The sequence below is a fragment of the Ruegeria sp. CDSA079 genome (assembly GCF_059612245.1).
The window spans coordinates 244,242-257,662 of sequence record NZ_JBXWQF010000006.1 but is presented as its reverse complement, the minus strand read 5'-3'; the positions used below and the strand labels follow the sequence as shown (position 1 = coordinate 257,662).

The window sequence follows — 13,421 nt, the reverse complement described above, 5'->3', positions numbered from 1 at the left end:
GATCCCTCCCTTTAGGAAGAATTGAATCAGCAACTTACCAACCGATCAAGCCCGAGTTTTTCAACAAAATAAGCCCATGGCAGACATTGTTCAATGTGTTCGACAACCTCACGTTTTACGAAAGTGACAAGTCGCCGCGTTAGTACTAAGTTGAGACATAAATATTCAAATATTTGACTGCCCAGTTTCTCAGCTTCACCCAGCGCGAGTTTCATATGTCCAAGTTCAAATTTCCTACCGCCTTTACCATTCTGTTCATACTGATTGCCGTCGTGGCCGCCCTTACATGGGTTATTCCGGCCGGTGAGTACGACCGTCAGATGAACGAAGCTCTGGGCAGCGAAGCGCCTGTCCCGGGCACCTACCACGAAGTCGAGCCGAACCCTCAAGGACTTACGGCAGTTATCCTTGCCCCGATTGCAGGTATGTACGACCCTGGTCTTCTGGGAAGTTCATCCAGCGCCGCAATTGATGTCGCTTTGTTTGTTCTGGTCATTGGTGGTTTCCTGATGGTTGTCACCAAGACAGGGGCTATCGACGCCGGTATCGGTTGGTTGCTGCACAGGTTGGCTGGGCGGGAAATCCTGATGATCCCAATCCTGATGATCGCCTTTGCCTTTGGCGGGACAAGCTATGGCATGGCGGAAGAATCCCTCGCGTTCTACGCTCTGATTATTCCGGTCTTTATTCGGGCAGGGTACGACTCCTTGACCGGGGTCGCGGTGATCATGCTTGGCGCAGGCATTGGGACCTTGGGCTCAACCTTCAACGCATTTGCGACAGTTGTTGCCTCGCAAGGTGCGGGTATTCCGTTCACGAACGGGATCGTTCTTAGGTTCATTATCCTTGTCCTTTGTCTTGCTGCAGGCATCGCATTCGTCATGCGATACGCATCACGCGTGAAAGCCGACCCGTCATTGTCCGTGGTGGCCGATCAGGCCGAGGAAAACCGGGCGCATTTCCTAAAGGGTTCGGAAGGCAATGATACGTTCCCCGAGATGACCAAGACGCGTTCGATCATTCTGATTCTTTTCGGGATTACCTTCGCCATTATGATCTATGGTGTTGTCGCGCTGGGGTGGTGGATGGCGGAAATGTCCGGTCTCTTCATGGTGATGTCCATCATCGTTTGGTGGGTCGGGAAAACGGATGAAGGGTCCAGAATGGACGAAGGGACTTTTGTGGAAACTTTCGTCGATGGAGCGCGCGATTTGCTGGGCGTGGCCCTGATCATTGGCGTCGCGCGCGGCGTGGTCGTGATTATGGACGCGGGCAAAATCACCGACACAATCCTCGCCGGAGCCGAGGGATATGTCTCGGGGCTGAGCGAGTTCGCCTTTATCAACGCGATGTTTGGCATTCAGATCTTGATGTCATTCCTAGTGCCGTCCTCGTCTGGGCTGGCCACGCTTTCGATGCCGATCATGGCGCCACTGGCAGACTTTGCAGGCGTCGGTCGTGACCTTGTGGTTACAGCGTACCAGTCAGCAAACGGATGGGTGAACCTGTTCAACCCGACATTTGCCGTCGTCATGGGTGGGCTAGCAATTGGCCGTGTCTCCTATGACCGGTGGCTACGTTTTGTTTTCCCGCTGCTCGTAACTCTTGCCGTGATCATCTGCGCCGCACTTACCGTTGGGGCCATAACTGATCCGGGGATCGACGGGCCCGCAACTGAGACTTCAGACACAACATCGAACTGAGCCGTCGCAATGACCGATCGCTCCGCTCCAGAGACGACTTCGACATCGGGTGCCCTAGGGCTGACGGCCTGTATCGCTTTGGTCGTCGGAAACATGATCGGGTCGGGAGTGTTCCTTCTACCAGCGTCACTTGCACCGTTTGGGCCAATTGCAATTGGTGGGTGGATTCTGACTTCGGCAGGGGCGCTTGTTCTTGCGATCATATTCGGAAGGCTGTCACGCGTCGTTTCGAAACCCGGTGGCCCCTATGCCTATTCGCAAGAAGCATTCGGCGACTTTGCAGGCTTCATTATTGCATGGGGGTATTGGATCGCACTTTGGACCGGGAACGCCGCAGTCGCAGTCGCGTTGGTGGGATATCTGGGATTCCTGTTCCCGATTATCATCGAAGTGCCGATGTACGGCCTCTCGACCGCGTTGGTTGCAATCTGGACGCTCACCTTGGTTAACATCCGAGGGGTCGAAGGCGCTGGTTTGGTTCAGATCGTGACCACCGTGCTCAAACTCGCGCCGCTGATATTGATTGGCACATTGGGTGTATTCTGGATCAACACCGAGAACTATGTTCCGGTAAACCAAAGTGGCACCACGGCGTTTACGGCGATTTCTGCCGCGGCAGCTCTGACGCTTTGGGCCTACCTGGGCCTTGAATCTGCGACCGTTCCCTCTGGCGATGTTATAGAGCCGGAAAAGACTATTCCACGCGCCACCGTGATCGGCGTGATTATCGCGGCAAGCGTCTATATCTCAGTAACCGCCGTTTCGATGGGCGTCATTCCTGCCGAGTTGCTCGCTGTTTCCGCCGCGCCTCTGGCAGCCGTCGGTGAGGTGATGTTTGGTTCCATTGGCGGCGTCCTTGTTGCGGTGGGCGCGGTGATTTCGACCTTTGGCACTTTGAATGGCTTTACACTGCTCAGTGGCCAGGTCCCTTACGGTGCCGCATTGGATCGCGTCTTCCCTGCAGCCTTGGGCCAAAAATCCAAATTTGGAACGCCTGCTAATGCGTTAATCCTGTCCAACGCGCTAGCCTCGGTTCTGATCATCATGAACTATGCGCAAGGGCTGGTCGCCGCATTCAACTTTGTCATTTTGCTCGCCGTTGTCGCCAGCTTGTTGCCCTATGCCATCTGCTCTGTGGCCGAGATTTTGATCCGTCTGAAAGGCGGGCAGGTCTTGCATGGCCCGGAACTGGCGAAGGTCGCCGTGCTGGGCGCGCTTGGGTTCATTTATTCGGTCTGGGCCTTCATCGGCTCAGGCGCTGAAACTGTTTTGGTTGGCTCCGTCCTGTTGCTTATGGGCGTGCCCATCCACGTCTGGGTCCGCTGGAGCCAGGCCAATGAAATTGAAGACATTCAGAAAACGGATAGTTCGAAAGGAGAGTTGCAATGAAGCTCGGGGTTCATTCCGAGATCGGAAAGCTCAACAAGGTGATCGTCTCGCGTCCTTCACTGGCGCATGATCGTCTGACACCACGAAACTGCGAAGAGCTTTTGTTCGATGATGTGATTTGGGTCGAACAGGCCCGCAAGGACCACGCAGAATTCTGTTCCCTGATGCGTGAACGCGGGGTCGAGGTCTATGACATTCAGGATCTGCTGGCCCAAGCTATCGCGGACGACCCCGCAGCGCGCGCCTTCCTGCTGGACCGTCTGATCACGCCCAACATGGTCGGCCTGGGCTTTTCCGCGGAAATGCGTGCCTGGTTGGACGAGATGGATGCCAAGCTGCTTGCTCGCCATATGCTCGGCGGCATCATCTTTGCAGACCTGCCCAAGGGTATGATCGACGAACAGTTCGGTGATCTGGTTTCTCTGGGCGACTTCATTCTTCCCGCCATCCCCAATGCGCAGTTCCAGCGCGACCCCTCCTGCTGGATTTTCGATGGCGTGACGACGAACCCGATGTTCTGGCCTGCTCGTAAGCCGGAAACCCTGATCATGCGTACGGTGTATCGCCACCATAATATGTTCAAGGACGCTGAGTTCGAGTTCTGGTGGGGCGATAGCGACGACGATTTCGGCCTCGCCTCGGTCGAGGGTGGCGACGTTCAACCGGTGGGAAACGGCACTGTCTTCATTGGAATGGGCGAACGCACAACCCGGCAGGCCGTCGCACAGGTAGCTGAAGCATTGTTCAGGAAAGGCGGTGCCGAGCGTGTCGTCGCCTGTGCGATGCCAAAAAGCCGCGCGGCCATGCATCTGGATACGGTGTTCACTTGTCTTGACCACGACAAGGTCACTGCATTCTCGGAAGTCGCGGACCAGATCACCTGTATCTCGATCCGCCCGGGTGACCACGGGGACTTGGATATCCACGTGGAAAAAGGGCACCTTTTCGACGTCTACAAAGAAGCCCTGGGGCTGAACTCGCTGGAGGTCATCTCGACCGGTGGCAACGAGTTCCAGGCCGAGCGCGAACAGTGGGATGACGGCAATAACGTCGTGGCCCTCTCGCCCGGTGTGGTCGTCGGCTATGCGCGCAACACGTTTACGAATGGCAAGATGCGCGCAGCCGGCGTCGAGGTGATCGAAATCTCGGGTCAGGAACTGGGGCGTGGTCGCGGCGGTGGCCACTGCATGACCTGCCCGATCGACCGCGACCCCGCCTATTGAATTTACCATGGGTGCAGCCCCCTGCGCCCGCTGATTTTTTGTTAGGGAGAGAAAAAATGGCATTCAATCTCAAAGGCCGTAGCTATCTGAAAATTGCCGATTTCAGCCAGCGTGAAATGCTGCACCTGCTGGATCTGGCGCGCGACCTAAAGCGCGCGAAATACGCCCGGGCCGAGCAGCAATCCTTGAAGGGCAAGAACATTTGCCTGATTTTCGAAAAAACCTCGACACGTACCCGCTGTGCATTTGAAGTGGCAGCATACGATCAGGGCGCGAATATCACTTATCTCGATCCATCGGGCTCGCAGATCGGGCACAAGGAGTCGATGAAAGACACGGCGCGCGTTTTGGGCCGCATGTTCGACGGGATTGAATTCCGCGGTGCTGGTCAGGACATGGTTGAAACGCTGTCAGAATATGCCGGTGTTCCGGTCTATAACGGCCTGACCGACGACTGGCATCCGACCCAGATGCTTGCTGATATGCAGACCATGATCGAGCACGCTGACAAGCCCCGCAAGGACATTGTCTATGCCTATTCGGGCGACTGTCGGTCGAACATGGGCAACTCGCTGCTGATGTTGGGCGCGATCATGGGCTGCGACGTCCGGATGATTTCTCCGAAAGAAACCCAGCCCCATGACGATGTGCGCGAATTGGCGATGGAGCGGGCTGAAAAGACCGGCGCACGTGTGACCATCACCGACGATACCTCGGCCGTAGAGGGCGCGGACTTCATTCATACCGATGTCTGGGTGTCGATGGGTGAGCCTAAAGAAGTCTGGGCCGAGCGGATCAAGCTGCTGAGCCCTTATCAGGTCAACATGGATCTGATGAAGAAAACCGGCAATCCAGCCGTCAAATTCATGCATTGCCTGCCCGCCTTCCACAATCTGGAAACCAAGGTCGGTCAGGACATTCACGAACAGTTCGGCATCACCGAGATGGAAGTGACCGAGGAGGTTTTCGAAAGTGATATGAATATCGCGTTCGAGCAAGCCGAAAACCGGATGCACACGATCAAAGCGATCCTCGTCGCGACATTGGGAGCCTAAACCATGGGACGCGTTGTTGTAGCACTTGGCGGCAACGCGCTTCTCAAACGGGGTGAGGCGATGACAGCGGACAATCAGCGCAAGAACGCGAAGATTGCCGCCGAAGCCCTCGCCCCGCTCTGCGAAGCGCACGAAACCGTCATCACTCATGGCAATGGTCCGCAGGTCGGGATGCTGGCTCTGCAAGAGATCATGTATACGGATGTCGAGGAGTACCCGCTGGACGTTTTGGTCGGCGAAACGATGGGCATGATCGGCTACATGATCGAGCAGGAGCTTGGGAACATCCTGCCCTTCGAGCATCACATCGCCACCCTGTTGACCATGATCGAGGTCGATCCGAGCGACCCGGCCTTGGACAACCCCACCAAGTTCATCGGGCAGGTTTATTCCGAAGCGGACGCCAAGAAAGAAGCGGCTGAAAAGGGCTGGACGGTGAAACCGGATGGCGAGTACTGGCGGCGCGTGGTGCCCTCGCCCCGCCCGAAACGTATCTTTCAAGTCGAACCGATCCGTTGGATCCTAGAAAAGGGCGCGACCGTGATCGCCGCTGGCGGAGGTGGCATCCCGACAATGTACGAGGCAGGCGCAGAACGGAAACTGGTCGGGGTCGAAGCCGTCATCGACAAGGATTTCGCCTCGTGCCTTCTGGCGCAGAACCTTGGCGCAGATTTCTTTGTCATCGCTACAGATGCAGAAGCCGTGTTCCTGAACTGGGGAACGCCTGACCAAAAAGGCATTCGGTCGATCACCCCCGACGCGTTGGATGAATACGACTTCCCCGCTGGATCAATGGGTCCCAAGGTGCAGGCCGCCCAGGACTTTGTGCGATCCTCGGGTGGTCGGGCCATTATTTGCGCGCTCGCAGATGTTCCCGCCGCCGTTCTTGGCGAAAAAGGTACGACCGTATCGCTGGAGGCGGGGGAAACACAGTTTCATTAGGCCCGAAGAATAGGCCTTGTTCATTATGATGCTCTCTAAGGGACGCGCGGGACGACGCTGCACGCTGCGCGTCACTAGATCGTGCGTATGGGTTATCAGGCCCTAAAATTTAACTTCCTCTAATTTCTTGTGGGCGGAATGCTGGCCAGGCACGATGCAGACCCTCTGCCAAGAAGTTGACACCGAATGGGTGCTTCAGGATGTCCATTCTAGCACCTTCAGTGCCGTTCTAAGCAAAGGTAGCGTCAGAGCCATTTCAGTCCGAACATTTCCTTCAGCGCAGACAACAGAAGCGTGGGCAGTGCGGCGATAAAGAACACTCCGAGCAAATGCGACAGAGGCAGGGAAACTGTTCCAAGCACGAAATGTCCGGCGCCAGTATAAATGGCGAGAAGGGACAGCAATATGGAAATGCTCACCGCTCCAAGCAAGATGCGGTTGCCGAGCGGCGACTTTCGGTAGAGCGTGGAGGTCGTTCGGGCGTCGAAAATATGCCAGATCTGGGCAAAGATCAGTGTCATGAACGCTGCTGTTTGGGCGTGTTCCAAGGAGGCGCCTCGTTCGTGAAACTCCTGGAAGACATAAAAGGTCAGCAGGCCGAGCAGCGTTCCCCGGATCAGGATCCGCTCCTTCATTCCGCCACCGAACAGATTATCGTCGCGCGGGCGCGGTGGGCGCTGCATCAGGTCGGGTTCCGCTTTCTCGAAGCCGAGTGTCAGAGCCGGTAGCCCATCCGATACAAGATTCACCCAGAGGATCATCAACGGTGTGATCGGCAGGAGCGGGTCTGCCCCCATCAGAAGGAAGGCGAACAGGATCGTTGAGACCTCGGCCACGTTGGCGGTGAGCGCCTGCCGAATGAATTTCAGCAGATTGTCGAAGATGCGCCGGCCTTCGCGGACTGCCGTCACGATGGTGGAGAAATTGTCATCGAGCAGCACGAGGGCAGCGCTGTCCTTGGCGACCTGCGTGCCGGTGATGCCCATGGCGACACCAATATCCGCCGCTCGCAGAGCGGGCGCGTCGTTGACGCCATCCCCAGTCATTGCCGCCACCTCGCCATTCTCCTGCATGGCATTGACGATGCGCAGCTTGTGCTCCGGCGTCACCCGGGCAAAGACGGCCGCGTGCTGCACCATCTCTTTCAGATCCTGATCGCTCATCTGGTCGAGCTCGACCCCGGTATGAACCGTCTGCGCGTCGCTGGAGCGAATGCCGATCTGTTCCGCAATCGCTTGGGCGGTCACGGCGTGGTCGCCGGTGATCATCACCGTTCGGATGCCGGCCCCGGTTGCCTCCGAAACGGCGATGGGTACTTCGCTGCGCGGCGGGTCCATGATGCCGTGAATGCCAAGCAGTACGATCCGCTGCTCGGGATCGGCATGGTCCAGATCCTCTTCTGCCACCTCCCGATAAGCCACGGCGAGGGTCCGGAGCGCCTTCTCGCCGAAACTGTCGATCACCGCCTCGATCTCTTCCCGCAAGGCCGGGGAGATCTCAAGCGTTTCCCCGGCCATGCGGACATGGCTCGCCCTTGACAGGATCACATCCGGCGCCCCCTTGGCGCCGAGCACAGTGCGCCCATCCGGCAATCGAGCGAAGACAGACATCATCTTGCGCGTTGAATCGAAGGGGAATTGCTGAAGCGCCTCGACCCGCGCTTCTGTCAACTTCTCGCGGGAAATCCCGACCTTGGCCGCGGCCACGACCAGAGCGCCCTCAGTCGGGTTGCCCTGGATCGCCGGGCGCCCGTCAGCCTCGACCATACGCGCATCGTTGCAATAGGCGGAGACGGACAGCATCTGCCGAAGATCCGTTTCGGTCTCGATCTCGGCCACGCTGCCGTCTTCGGAACGGAACTCGCCATGCGGATCGAACCCCTCGCCGGTCACTTCCCAGTCCTTACCACCGGCCCAGCATTGCATCACCTGCATTTGGTTCTGCGTGAGCGTGCCGGTCTTGTCCGAACAGATCACAGAGGTCGCGCCGAGCGTTTCTACAGAGGAAAGCCGTCGCGCCAAGGCGTTGCTAGCAGCCATGTTTTGCGATCCGAGCGTCAGAACGATGGTGACCACTGTCGGCAGGCCCTCCGGGATCGCCGCGACCGACAGCGAGATTGCCGTGTTCAGCATCTCGGCCGCATCCATTCCATTGACCACGCCAATGCCGATCACGATGGCGACCACGATCAGGGCCGCCATGATCAGCACCTTGGAAAGGCCCTCGATCTTGAGTTGCAGCGGGGTCTTTGGCTCTGTCGCCGAGGACATGAGGGCAGCGATGTGACCGACCTCGGTCTTCATTCCGGTGCCCACGACAATGCCTTCACCAGCGCCGCCAGTGACCTGCGTGCTCATGAAGCCCATATTCAGACGATCGGCCAGAACGACGTCTTCGTCCTCGATCGGATCGACATGTTTGTCGACCGGTTCGGATTCTCCCGTTAACGCGGCCTCGTCGACCTGCATCCGGCTGGCGGTGATAAAGCGAATATCGGCGGCCAGAATGTCACCGGCTTTTACTCGCAGAATATCGCCCGGCACGAGATCCGCCGCGGGTACCTCGACGATCTCGCCGCCGCGGCGCACGAAGGCCTGCGGTGCAGACATCTCCCGCAGGGCTGCCAAAGACTGCTCGGCCTTGTATTCCTGCCAGAAGGAGATGAAGGCGTTGAAGATGGCGATCGCGAATATCGCAATCGCATCAACCCAATGCCCCGAATAGGCCGAGACAAGAGCACCTGCTATCAGGATGATCAGCAGCGGGCTTGCGAATTGCCACAGGAGCATCTTCCAGGGCGGCACTGTTGCAGTCTCTTCTAAGCGGTTTGGACCGTGTGTTGAAAGCCGCTTGGCCACCTCGTCCGGATTCAATCCCGTCTCAGGGTTCACGCCGAGGTTTTCGGCGACCGCTCTACCGTCCAACACCCAAGGTGTGTTCCCGTTACCAAGTACCGATGGGGTTGTCTGCGCGAAACCTGACATTCTCAACTCCGAATGAGCAATTGCGTGACCGGATAAGTCTTGGGGTGCCAGTGCCCATTCTCAGCCAATGAGCCAGGCTGCGCAGTTCATTGACGGTTCTCCAATTTGTGATGCGCACGCCTTTTTCCCAGATACCAGCAGCGACGGAGCTTTGTCATCTGCAAAATCGAGAAAGGTTAGAAAAGCAGATATCGGCCATTGAATGGAATACGCCCAGCCTAAAGAGACCTCAGTTAGCTGACATTCGGGCGCTTCCTGTCAAGGGCAGCAATGTCCCGTCAGCCGTCCAGCCCTTTTTTTGGTGTTGGCTTTACCCACCACCGCTAAACTACGATCATGCTAAGGTCAGCCGCCTTCAAAACCATCATGCTTGCGCTTGTCATCGCGCTCGTCCTCATTGGAGTTTGGATCACGGTTCAAAGACAAAGCCTTCCCTGGAACTGGGCAGAGCTTCAAAACTTCCGTGAGAAGGATATACCCATGCCGTTGGCGGCCGCTTTCCGGGATGATGTCGGGTTTGTGTGCATAAACACACCCTACTCTGACCCAACACAGTTACCGAAAGATAGCCCTACGTCGCTGGTTGATCAGCTCGACATCTCTTGGGTGGGGGAGAACGCCATTCGGTTCTTACTTTTCAATCCCGAAATGAGGCTTCTTCATGAATACGACCAGCCTTTTGTTGCCGACAAATTTGTTTTTCCAATACAGGATTACGCGGCTATTGTGGGCCAGCTGGTACCCTCAGGCTAAGAGTTCATGGCACGCCTGAGCGGCTATTAATCGAACTGTTGTACCCTGACCAACGGGCATCCGCTTCCGCGATTGGAAAAGCAGACCTTGGCGAAAGCCCAGCGAACAGCAGAAAAGTCCCGCAGAGCGGACATTCATGCAAGCTGTAGCGAATGGCTGTTTCGAGCCCAATTTGACCGATGCTGCAAAATGAACGAAGGGCAGCTATGCAGAGCTGTCGCTTCGGGTGCCGCGACAGGTCCAAAACAACCCAATCTATCCGATGGTCTGTTGTCCGGAATTGACCGCGTGGCGCTCACTAAGGTAGACGTGAACAAAATCGTGGCAGCCGCCTAAAGGCTGCAGGCATCTGGCAGACAGTTGCAATGAAACAAGCTTACGAGTACATTTTGAGAGTTGGCGTAGCCCTCCTCTGTCTGTCTCTGGTTGTTTGGTCAGTAACGTCATCATTCTCGCACGCACCAGCGGTTTTTGAGACGATTCAAGATCATCTTGAAATGGTCGAGGATCATGGCCATTCGCATGGGTTCGAAGAAGACCTCTTTTGGGCGATGCACGGCCATAGTCACGATGTAGCTGATCACGATCACAATCAGGCGTTTCTCGCCAGTGGCTCTGGCACCGCTCCTGAATTGCTCACCGGCGAGGCGTGGCGAAAGCTGACCTCTGCCGACGGCCCCACCCGCCAGTTCCGCATAGACCGACCTCCGCGCGCTTGATCGGCGCTGCGCAGCTCGCGCGCACCACTGATCAATCCAACTACTAAGCGGAGTTATGCAAGAGGCATTTTTGCTCAAGCTCAAGTATCATTGGGCGAACCGCTCCCCACAAACCCGAACGGAATTTTCATAAGATTTGTCGAAAACTGTCCAACAATGTGAGGTCGCTTTTGTCGATTGACGTTGACCAAACGAGAACAAGAGTAGAACACTTGGTCATGAACAAATGGCCCCGAACGATCCCCTACGGCCTACGCTGTCGCCTTGAGACGCTGCTCGAATACCGCGACGCGCCGTCGATCCAAACGCAATGGGGCACTATCCTTGAGTGGCTGGAGCATCATGGAGTCATTCCGCCGGATCACGCGTTACCGGTAGAACCGGAGCTAAAAGGCCCAGTCGGACATTCCTAATACGCAGGTACTCGCAGGACGATTACCATACGCCCTTAAACCATGGCAGGCTTCCGCCGGTATGCTTCTGCGGGAACGCGTCGCGGTATTCTTCCAGTTTTTTACAGATATGGTCGGGGACCAAAAAGGGAAAACCAGCCATGTCATAGGACATCCCTACGATTGCCTGAGACTTTATGAAACCGCGTTTAAGCAGCGCTGCCCCGGTACAGCAATTCATCTCGGCTGTGAACGTCTTTTGTTGATGTTCCAGTAGGTAACCGAAGATCGCGCGCTCGTCGTCGTTCATAAATGGGATGTAGTCGACGAATTCTTGCGTGTGGTTCGCAATCGCCTCCGCCCGCCTTCTTTTCTTCAACCATTCTTCGACGCCGGATTTCACGAGTCCCGCCAGCCATTCAATGAAAGGGGCAAGCCAAGCCCACCAGTGATCAAAACAGCCAAAGGCAATCCATAGACAACCCACGGAGAATCGCTAGGTGGCAAAAGCTCAATCTGGAAAAGGTACCAAAAGACTCCGAGGGCGAAACTTAGCGACAGCAACTGCCCCCAACTGGCCTTTAATATCTGCAGCCAACCTGATTCCAAAGCCTTGTACCTCACCGGGACACGCGCGGGACACAACGACCAGCACGCCCAATAGTTGTTTCACGAAACAAAAATTAATATTTTTGCTTCAGTGGCTTAATGGCGATCCCTGAAGGACTCGAACCCTCAACCTGCTGATTAGAAGTCAGCTGCTCTATCCAGTTGAGCTAAGGGACCGCTGAGCCCTACTTGCGGTTTTTACGGGCCGGGTTCAAGAGCCAAGCGCATGAATGCGCTGTTCGGATCATCACTATACCCATGGATCGGTCCGCAATAGGAATAACCCAACGCCTCGTAGAGCTTGCGGGCCGCATCGTATTCCGCAAGATGCTCTGCTCCGGTTTCAAGAACCAATGCGTCAAGACCTTCGGCGCGCGCTAATTCAGCAAGGTGTTTCATCATTACACGCGCCAGACCGCGCCCCCGCGCTTGTTCGAGGATATGTACCGATTTCACCTCGGCCGTGCCATCGGGCAGAGCTTTCAAGGCTCCACACCCCAATGGCTGCGCCTCATCGTAGATCGCCCAGAATCGAATCCCCGATCCGGCCAACGCCTCGGCGTTCATGGTGTGGTTGCTATCCACAGGCCCCGCCGATTCGCTATGGGCAAAATGCGCCTCGACAAGCGGGAGCAAAGCATCCGAGGTCGGATCAGCCTCGCGGATTTCGATCATTCAGTGAGTCCAGGGGCCGCGCCGGTCCGTGGCGAAATTCTCGCCATAGCCTCGCGTGCGCAAGTTGGGTTTGCGCTTGTGCGGCTCACTGACCTGAGCGTCGATACCATTGTCCTTGGCGTAATCTATCGCCTCTTTCTTGGTGTCGAATTTCAGGCGAATCTGAGTTTGCGTGTCATTGGAAGAGGTCCAGCCCATCAGCGGGTCAACCTCACGCGCCGAGGACGGGGCATATTCCAGAACCCATTTGCGGGTTTTGGCCATCCCCGAGGTCATCGCGTTTCGCGAAGGCTGGTAAATCCGTGCGCGCATGTCGCCTCTCCGTACTCACTTGGCTGAGCTGTTTATGCGTCAGAGCGCGCCCGGGGGCAAGATTGCAATTGTCGCGGCAGGTTCCAGCGAGCTGATGTCAGAAACTGACATTAGGTCCACCTATGATCGCTCAAAGATCAGCCGAAGGAATAGACAGATGATCCACCATGAGCGCAGCCTCGAAATCGACGCGAACCCTGAGAGAATCTGGGCGATACTCAGCCGGTTTATACAGATTGACGAGATTGCGCCGCAGATCGCGCAAGTGGAGGTCCTGACCTATGGTGCCACTGGCATTGGATCAAGGCGGCGCTGTTATTTTGAGAACGGAACTTCTTTGGTTGAAGAAGTGACCAAATGGGACCCCAACCGAGGTTACAATGTGCGCTTGTCCGAGATGTCGGCGATGCCCTTGATCGAAGCGCACGCCGCTATTGCCATCGAACCACTGGCACAGACTCGAACCCGAGTGATCTGGAGCATGGATTATACTGTGAAATATGGCCCTCTCGGCTGGCTTATGGGGCAAAGCCTAATGAAAATGATGATGTCCAGGGTTCTCGACGGCAACCTGAAGGCGCTAGCCGACAAGGTGAGTTCGGATATCATTCCGGAAGCACAGCCCGCCTATTATTGAATCTGAGGATTTCGTACCGGATCAGCCC

13 protein-coding genes and 1 tRNA gene are annotated in these 13,421 nt (G+C 56.4%); 9 read left to right on the top strand and 5 right to left on the bottom strand.

What is annotated here, in order from left to right:
• Nucleotides 1–215: 215 nt before the first annotated feature.
• The 5 genes from AC2FJZ_RS09060 to arcC are packed head-to-tail and all read left to right on the top strand — an operon-like array spanning nt 216 to nt 6,312.
• Nucleotides 216–1,703: a YfcC family protein gene (locus tag AC2FJZ_RS09060; protein WP_496668724.1), complete on the top strand. Its 1,488-nt coding sequence runs from the start codon at nt 216–218 to the stop codon at nt 1,701–1,703.
• A gap of 9 nt (nt 1,704–1,712) precedes the next feature.
• Nucleotides 1,713–3,092 (top strand): amino acid permease, encoded by a 1,380-nt coding sequence (locus AC2FJZ_RS09055; RefSeq protein ID WP_496668722.1) that lies wholly within the window; start codon nt 1,713–1,715, stop codon nt 3,090–3,092.
• Nucleotides 3,089–4,315, top strand: coding sequence for an arginine deiminase (locus AC2FJZ_RS09050; protein WP_496668720.1), 1,227 nt, complete (start codon nt 3,089–3,091; stop codon nt 4,313–4,315). Before AC2FJZ_RS09055 ends, AC2FJZ_RS09050 begins: the two co-directional genes overlap by 4 nt.
• Nucleotides 4,316–4,371: 56 nt before the next feature.
• Complete coding sequence (gene argF / locus AC2FJZ_RS09045) at nt 4,372–5,370, top strand: ornithine carbamoyltransferase (protein ID WP_496668718.1); 999 nt, start codon at nt 4,372–4,374, stop codon at nt 5,368–5,370.
• Nucleotides 5,371–5,373: 3 nt separating this feature from the next.
• Nucleotides 5,374–6,312: a carbamate kinase gene (gene arcC / locus AC2FJZ_RS09040; RefSeq protein WP_496668716.1), complete on the top strand. Its 939-nt coding sequence runs from the start codon at nt 5,374–5,376 to the stop codon at nt 6,310–6,312.
• Between the two features lie 245 nt (nt 6,313–6,557).
• Here the strand turns inward: arcC and AC2FJZ_RS09035 are convergent, their stop codons facing one another.
• Nucleotides 6,558–9,296, bottom strand: coding sequence for a cation-translocating P-type ATPase (locus tag AC2FJZ_RS09035; protein WP_496777121.1), 2,739 nt, complete (start codon nt 9,294–9,296; stop codon nt 6,558–6,560).
• A gap of 366 nt (nt 9,297–9,662) precedes the next feature.
• Between AC2FJZ_RS09035 and AC2FJZ_RS09030 the strand changes: the two genes are divergently transcribed.
• The 3 genes from AC2FJZ_RS09030 to AC2FJZ_RS09020 all read left to right on the top strand — a co-directional run bounded on the left by AC2FJZ_RS09030 (nt 9,663) and on the right by AC2FJZ_RS09020 (nt 11,181).
• Nucleotides 9,663–10,049, top strand: coding sequence for a hypothetical protein (locus AC2FJZ_RS09030; RefSeq protein ID WP_496777120.1), 387 nt, complete (start codon nt 9,663–9,665; stop codon nt 10,047–10,049).
• 497 nt (nt 10,050–10,546) lie between these two features.
• Complete coding sequence (locus AC2FJZ_RS09025; RefSeq protein WP_496777118.1) at nt 10,547–10,768, top strand: hypothetical protein; 222 nt, start codon at nt 10,547–10,549, stop codon at nt 10,766–10,768.
• Between the two features lie 218 nt (nt 10,769–10,986).
• Nucleotides 10,987–11,181 (top strand): hypothetical protein, encoded by a 195-nt coding sequence (locus tag AC2FJZ_RS09020; RefSeq protein WP_496777116.1) that lies wholly within the window; start codon nt 10,987–10,989, stop codon nt 11,179–11,181.
• Nucleotides 11,182–11,203: 22 nt separating this feature from the next.
• Here the strand turns inward: AC2FJZ_RS09020 and AC2FJZ_RS09015 are convergent, their stop codons facing one another.
• From AC2FJZ_RS09015 to AC2FJZ_RS09000, 4 genes are all read right to left on the bottom strand, one after another.
• On the bottom strand, nt 11,204–11,563 hold the full coding sequence (locus tag AC2FJZ_RS09015) for a hypothetical protein (RefSeq protein WP_496777114.1): 360 nt from the start codon (nt 11,561–11,563) through the stop codon (nt 11,204–11,206).
• A gap of 306 nt (nt 11,564–11,869) precedes the next feature.
• Nucleotides 11,870–11,946, bottom strand: a tRNA-Arg gene (locus AC2FJZ_RS09010).
• 21 nt (nt 11,947–11,967) lie between these two features.
• Entirely contained in the window at nt 11,968–12,444 is a 477-nt protein-coding gene (locus tag AC2FJZ_RS09005; protein WP_496777113.1) for a GNAT family N-acetyltransferase, read from the bottom strand.
• Nucleotides 12,445–12,756: an ETC complex I subunit gene (locus tag AC2FJZ_RS09000; RefSeq protein WP_496777111.1), complete on the bottom strand. Its 312-nt coding sequence runs from the start codon at nt 12,754–12,756 to the stop codon at nt 12,445–12,447.
• A 157-nt stretch (nt 12,757–12,913) separates the two neighbouring features.
• Between AC2FJZ_RS09000 and AC2FJZ_RS08995 the strand changes: the two genes are divergently transcribed.
• Nucleotides 12,914–13,393 carry an SRPBCC family protein gene (locus tag AC2FJZ_RS08995; RefSeq protein WP_496777109.1) on the top strand — a complete coding sequence of 160 codons (480 nt, stop codon included), beginning with the start codon at nt 12,914–12,916 and terminating at the stop codon, nt 13,391–13,393.
• Nucleotides 13,394–13,421: the final 28 nt, after the last annotated feature.

Excerpts from the sequence above, each read along its gene's own strand:
- AC2FJZ_RS09060 (WP_496668724.1), top strand. The coding sequence starts at position 216 with ATGTCCAAGTTCAAATTTCCTACCGCCTTTACCATTCTGTTCATACTG.
- AC2FJZ_RS09055 (WP_496668722.1), top strand. The coding sequence starts at position 1,713 with ATGACCGATCGCTCCGCTCCAGAGACGACTTCGACATCGGGTGCCCTA.
- AC2FJZ_RS09050 (WP_496668720.1), top strand. The coding sequence starts at position 3,089 with ATGAAGCTCGGGGTTCATTCCGAGATCGGAAAGCTCAACAAGGTGATC.
- argF (WP_496668718.1), top strand. The coding sequence starts at position 4,372 with ATGGCATTCAATCTCAAAGGCCGTAGCTATCTGAAAATTGCCGATTTC.
- arcC (WP_496668716.1), top strand. The coding sequence starts at position 5,374 with ATGGGACGCGTTGTTGTAGCACTTGGCGGCAACGCGCTTCTCAAACGG.
- AC2FJZ_RS09035 (WP_496777121.1), bottom strand. The coding sequence starts at position 9,296 with ATGTCAGGTTTCGCGCAGACAACCCCATCGGTACTTGGTAACGGGAAC.
- AC2FJZ_RS09030 (WP_496777120.1), top strand. The coding sequence starts at position 9,663 with ATGCTTGCGCTTGTCATCGCGCTCGTCCTCATTGGAGTTTGGATCACG.
- AC2FJZ_RS09025 (WP_496777118.1), top strand. The coding sequence starts at position 10,547 with ATGGTCGAGGATCATGGCCATTCGCATGGGTTCGAAGAAGACCTCTTT.
- AC2FJZ_RS09020 (WP_496777116.1), top strand. The coding sequence starts at position 10,987 with ATGAACAAATGGCCCCGAACGATCCCCTACGGCCTACGCTGTCGCCTT.
- AC2FJZ_RS09005 (WP_496777113.1), bottom strand. The coding sequence starts at position 12,444 with ATGATCGAAATCCGCGAGGCTGATCCGACCTCGGATGCTTTGCTCCCG.
- AC2FJZ_RS09000 (WP_496777111.1), bottom strand. The coding sequence starts at position 12,756 with ATGCGCGCACGGATTTACCAGCCTTCGCGAAACGCGATGACCTCGGGG.
- AC2FJZ_RS08995 (WP_496777109.1), top strand. The coding sequence starts at position 12,914 with ATGATCCACCATGAGCGCAGCCTCGAAATCGACGCGAACCCTGAGAGA.